Below are 3,649 nucleotides of genomic sequence, written 5' to 3'. Positions count from 1 at the left end.
CCGATAAAATAATCTTTATCCAAACGGCCCGGAATTTAATTAATGTCTGGCTTATTTCTGAATGTAAATGTTCTTTACTCCGGGGCTGCCGAAACAGTTCATTGTTTTTGGGAACAAGAAACAAAAAATTTACAGCATCTTTGGTTAATTTTAATCACATATCATAGATCAAAGCTCTTTATCGTGTTATAATAGCGTTGTGACAAATTTTACGGAGTTTCAGTTATGGGTGATATCATAAATCCTGTCGATGGTAATTCTTTTGTCGATCTGGTTAAAGCAAAAAACACCAGAATATTTGTTGATAAAACTGATTTTATCGATCAGACCAATACGCTTATTAATACTGACGCAAAATTGCTGGGCATGACTCGTCCCCGCAGATTCGGAAAAACCGTCACAGCTGATATGCTTTTGGCTTACTATTCAAAAGAGTATGCCGGCACAAATGTTTTTGACGGGCTGAAAATTGCGGGAAAGGACAGCTTTGCCGAACATCTTAACAAATATGATGTTATTTACATCGACATGAACACTGTCAGAGATGATTACATCGCTTATACCGAAGATGAAGATCTGCAGGTAAAAGGTGTTACCACCATTGTTGATTATCTGCAATACTCCGTAATCGAAGAGCTTAAAGAAAATGAGGACTATGCAAAACTGCTCAGCAAAAGCAGAAAAACAGGCAAAAAGAATCTGTCCTCCGCATTAAAGGAAATATGCAATCACACCAAAAATAAATTTATTCTTATTATGGATGAATGGGATTTAATTTACCGGGATTATCGTGATGATAAAAAACTGCAGGAATCATTTATTAATTTTTTAAGGGGACTGTTTAAGGGCAAAAAGGGACAGTCAGTTTTTGCTTTAGCCTATCTCACCGGTATCCTGCCAATCAAAAAATACAACTCCCAGTCAGCTTTGAACACCTTTGATGAATACAACATGCTCGCCCCCGGAGAATTTGCCAGCTACTTCGGATTTACCGAGGATGAAGTTGCCGAAATTGTAAAATTTCCTAAATGCAGAATATCACACCAGGAATTAAGAAAATGGTATGAGGGTTATAAAATCAAGGGTATTGACATATACAACCCTAACTCTGTCGTTAAAGCGGCAAGCAGGAATGAATGCATAAGCTACTGGAGCGGCACCGTATCAAATGAGGAAGTGGTGCGTCTCATCAATATGAACTATGACGGCATCAGGGATGATGTCCTGGAGCTTATTGCCGGAGGAATAATTAAATTCGACTGCAGCAATTTTGAGAACGACATGGTTACCATCAAGAGCAAGGACGATGTATTCTGCCTTCTGGTATGCCTTGGTTATCTTGGATGCGAGGATTACGGCGGCAACTATCGGCTGGCGTATGTTCCAAATCAGGAAATCAGAGCTGCGCTCACCTCAATTGCAAAAACTCAGTCATGGTATAACGCCATGCCGATTATTAAGCGTTCAGAGGAACTCTTCATCGCCATACAGGCACTGGACAGCGAGAAGGCAGCTAAAATAATCGCCCAAATCCATAATTCGCCTAATGTATCGCTGCTCGGTTACAACAGCGAGGAAGCCTTGGTATTCTGCGTAATAGCAGGACTTATGTGGCGTACCGAAAGTGATTATGAATGCTTCCGGGAACTTCAGTCAGGAAAAGGATACGCCGACGTGATCTATGCTCCGAAGAGGAACGATTCCCTGCCAATCCTGCTAATCGAATTCAAGCATGATACCAGTGCCGAAGATGCCATGGATCAAATTAAGAAAAAGGAATATTTCGGGAGATACCGTGACGGTGGTTATCCGAACGACATAATCATGATAGGTCTTAACTATGACCCGAAAACCAAGGAACACCAGTGCCTGATTGAGAAGGCCTGATAAGCTACCGGGATGCGCCGCCGCCCCGGGAGCCACCGCCGCCGTGGGAGCGGCCGGATGATCCGCCGCCGGCCCCCTCTGATCCGCAATGAAAGATGCATTCCAAAAGGAAAAGCGCGATCACCCCGAGACCAGTCTTCCAGCGGGAACACTCCCCCCGGGGATCCCGATAATAGACCGTGATCCGCCAGAGGAGAAAAATAAAGCACAGAACTCCGGAACCAATACCGATCCAGAAGTTTTCCGGCGGAGGCGGCAGCGGGACGGGCTCCGTGATCTGCTGCTCCTGAGGCATCTCCGGCACATCCTCCTTTGCAAAGGTAATGCCGGCAGGAAGCGGCATCTGGTACTTTCCGTAAAGCTCCGTCATCACGGCCGCAAAGGTATTCCGGGCTGCCAGATTCCACTTGTTCTCTTTGGCGGGAGCCACGGCGTAATCATCCAGGATCCGTCCGGCCTTGCCATCGGTGATCACATCCTCAACGCCGCTCCCTGTTCGGAGCACAAGATGGTGATCCCGGGTATCCATGAGAAAGAGCACCCCGTTATTCTTTTCCCGATCACCAACACCCACGGCATTAAAAAGCTCCGTGGCGTAGGAATCACAGTCCGGAAGGCAGCCCGGCACTGCCGCAAGATAGAACTCCGCGCCGGTTTTATACTGGAGAATTCCGGTTTCCTGCTCAATATAGGCGGCGGTTTCGAGAGTAATCACCCGTCCGGGATCCATTACCGCAAGATACGGCGTGTCATAAAGCCGGGTATCCATGCCGTCTGCAATGGCCCGGGCAAATTCGGCCGCAAACCAGCTCAAAAAAACCGCAAGGATCGTATAGGCCGCGCAAGACAGTATTCTCCGGACAGGCGATATCTCGTCCGGCGTATCCGGAATACCCGGAGCCCCATCCCTTGGGGACGCTTCTCTCTTTGCGCTTATGTTATCCCGGCCGGAACGCCCTCTTTTCCTGCTCATTACTGCTTCTGCCGTGCCTCTGCCGGAAACTCCCGGAATTCCTGATCCCGGAGCTCGGGACGTTCCTTCATGACCTTAATGGCCTCCGGGGAGGAATCTATGCCGATAAAGCGCCGTCCTGAAATCAGGGCCGCCCTGAGGAGGGAACCCGAGCCCGCAAAGGGATCCAGCACCAGAGAATCCTCCCGGGAGGACTGCCGGATAATGGTTTCCAGCATTTCGGCATTCTTTTCCGTAGGATAGCAGGGGTAAGGAGGATCCTTGAAGTTCAGCCAGACATCCTGCATTTTCTTCCCGGAGGAATCGGAGGCATATTTGATAATGCGGGGCACTCCGGTCTTTGACCACTCAATAAGCCCCCGGTCATCCATGTCCTCCAGCACCCGGGGAGCATAACGCCAATGCCGGCCCGTGGGCGGGGGAAGCCCCCGGAAAAGCCCGCCGGTTTCCCCGGAGGTTTCTCCCGGGGCGTGACAGGGCACGGTGGTATAGCGGCGGCCCCGGCGGTCTTTTTTCTTAAAGAGACGATCCAGATCCGCAGCGGAGTAAGGCTCGGTAACACTGTTAAAGATCACCTTTTCGCGGTTCCGGGCGTAAAAGTAAATAACGTCCTTCTGATTGCCGTAGCCCGCGCGGCCGAAGTTTTTGGGGTTGCATTTCACCCGGGAAATATCATTGATAAAGTTATCCATGCCGAATACTTCATCCATGATAATGCGAAGGTACGGCCCCACCCGGCTGTCAATGTGAAGGTACAGGGAGCCTCTTTCACTGAGGAGAAGCTGCATA

3 protein-coding genes are annotated in these 3,649 nt (G+C 48.9%); 1 reads left to right on the top strand and 2 read right to left on the bottom strand.

Annotation, left to right across the window (positions count from 1 at the left end; all coding sequences use genetic code 11):
- Positions 1–225: 225 nt before the first annotated feature.
- Entirely contained in the window at positions 226–1,887 is a 1,662-nt protein-coding gene (locus tag ACJROR_RS06860) for an AAA family ATPase (RefSeq protein ID WP_406546471.1), read from the top strand.
- Between the two features lie 4 nt (positions 1,888–1,891).
- Here the strand turns inward: ACJROR_RS06860 and ACJROR_RS06855 are convergent, their stop codons facing one another.
- The gene (locus ACJROR_RS06855; RefSeq protein WP_406546470.1) at positions 1,892–2,701 is read right to left on the bottom strand and encodes a TPM domain-containing protein; all 810 of its coding nucleotides are present in this window, start codon (positions 2,699–2,701) and stop codon (positions 1,892–1,894) included.
- A 158-nt stretch (positions 2,702–2,859) separates the two neighbouring features.
- Positions 2,860–3,649, bottom strand: a 790-nt coding sequence (locus tag ACJROR_RS06850; protein WP_406546469.1) for a DNA methyltransferase, incomplete at its 5' end; no start/stop codon positions are given.

Source organism: Succinimonas sp. (assembly GCF_045225735.1).
Taxonomy (GTDB): domain Bacteria; phylum Pseudomonadota; class Gammaproteobacteria; order Enterobacterales; family Succinivibrionaceae; genus Succinimonas.
The sequence above is the reverse complement of the archived record's forward strand: the minus strand, read 5'-3'. Positions and strand labels throughout refer to the sequence as shown.

Coding starts and splice junctions, on each gene's coding strand:
- ACJROR_RS06860 (WP_406546471.1), top strand. CDS start 226: ATGGGTGATATCATAAATCCTGTCGATGGTAATTCTTTTGTCGATCTG.